Below are 1,566 nucleotides of genomic sequence, written 5' to 3'. Positions count from 1 at the left end.
ACGGACGGTATGTGCTTTTAGTTGAGGCGGATACGATTGAGTTTGAGAAGGGCGTTTCACCGATTGAGTTTCATCGGCCGGATGATTTGCATGAAATTATTGAGCGAATTAGTCGGAAAGGTGTTGGCGAGTACTAAAACAATAAGTTGTTTTAAATAGTGATCGCTAATGAAATAGTAATTTGCGAACGTAAACTTATTATTATATTTGCTGAAATTTTTTTGAATAATGAAAAGCGGACACTTCTTGTAAGCATCTGCTTTTCATTATGTGAAAATTTTTTTCCATCTTATTCAACATTATTTCTTTTATATTCCGATTCATCTTCTAGATCTTCTTGATTATCTCTTACGACTTTTGCAACAGTAAATGATGAAGTAATAATACCTACAGTACCCATTAAATAGTAACCCTTAACCATTAGTGGTTCATCCAAGTTGTATAAACCTATTAACACTAATCCAGTAAATATAACTAAACTTAACCAAGCAAGTAATATAAATGCCCCTGTGTTTCTTCTTTTAAATTTTACCACTCAGTTACCTCCGTTCTTTTTTTGCTTGTTCTAGAAATTCTTAACTCCGGTTTGATTCGTATAAAGAGTGTGGAGTTACCGCCTTCTTTTAAACAGGGCAATAATTAGCACATGTTCGTATCCTGCTTATAACTTATAAATGATTCATTACACTCTGTACTAAATTCAAATTATGCACCTTAAATGACAAATAGAACGGTTTATCTTAAAGGTAAATCGAGAATTATCTTAAGCTTTACTAGTAGTTATCTCCCTCCTGTCTTCATTGTTGCTCCTTGAGGTTTGATATTAGGTGGTTATTCCAGATAAGAATGGGATAAATAATTTACTTATTTTCGTTGATTAATCACTAACGGAGTAAACCTCACAAGCTACATTCGATGTCTCTTGTTATACATAGGAATTTTTTGCAACCCTTTTCAAAAATTTGTATTTGTATCGATCATTAGGAACACGCTTTTCACTATCTACTTGACGAGTTTCTTCTATAATAAAAAAAACGGCTAGCAGCCGTTTTTTGGCAGATTGTCGAGAAACTCTCTAGGTTCTCGACAACTCGAACTATATTGATAGAAAACAGTGAAAATAATTGAAATACAAGGGGAAATTCTTCGAAATAGTCCTCCATCCCATCTTTTTAGTGAGATAGAGGGCTATTTTTTTCATATTTTGGCAAGCAGCTGTCATAAAAGCCTGTTCTTGGACAGACTTCACCCCTCGAAACCTGGCATACCGATAACCATGAAGTTCTTTCGCATCGGCAAAACTCCGTTCAATGCTTGAACTGCGAAGTCGATACAATTGTTTTCCTTCTGTTGTTCGCTTATTTTGGAGCGTCATTTCCTTATACCCTTCCCAGATATGTCGCGTAATGGTACGTTGTTTTTGTTTGGAAGACATACAGTCTGAACGAAGAGGACAAACTTCACAATCACTTTTCTTTGATTTATAGTGACGATATCCATCACGGTCGGTTGTGGAATAGGAAAGAATACATCCCATTGGACAGGCATATATATCCTTTTCCTCTA

3 protein-coding genes are annotated in these 1,566 nt (G+C 35.2%); 1 reads left to right on the top strand and 2 read right to left on the bottom strand.

All coding sequences use genetic code 11. The features are described 5' to 3' along the window. Positions 1-137, top strand: a 137-nt coding sequence (locus K9V48_RS27970; RefSeq protein WP_224142306.1) for a DUF3900 domain-containing protein, incomplete at its 5' end; no start/stop codon positions are given. Positions 138-289: 152 nt separating this feature from the next. Here the strand turns inward: K9V48_RS27970 and K9V48_RS27965 are convergent. Both K9V48_RS27965 and K9V48_RS27960 read right to left on the bottom strand, forming a co-directional pair. Next, on the bottom strand, positions 290-535 hold the full coding sequence (locus tag K9V48_RS27965; RefSeq protein WP_224142305.1) for a YiaA/YiaB family inner membrane protein: 246 nt from the start codon (positions 533-535) through the stop codon (positions 290-292). 561 nt (positions 536-1,096) lie between these two features. Then, positions 1,097-1,566: transposase (locus tag K9V48_RS27960; RefSeq protein WP_224142304.1), on the bottom strand; the 470-nt coding region annotated here is incomplete at its 5' end.

This window comes from Metabacillus rhizolycopersici, assembly GCF_020075705.1.
The sequence above is the reverse complement of the archived record's forward strand: the minus strand, read 5'-3'. Positions and strand labels throughout refer to the sequence as shown.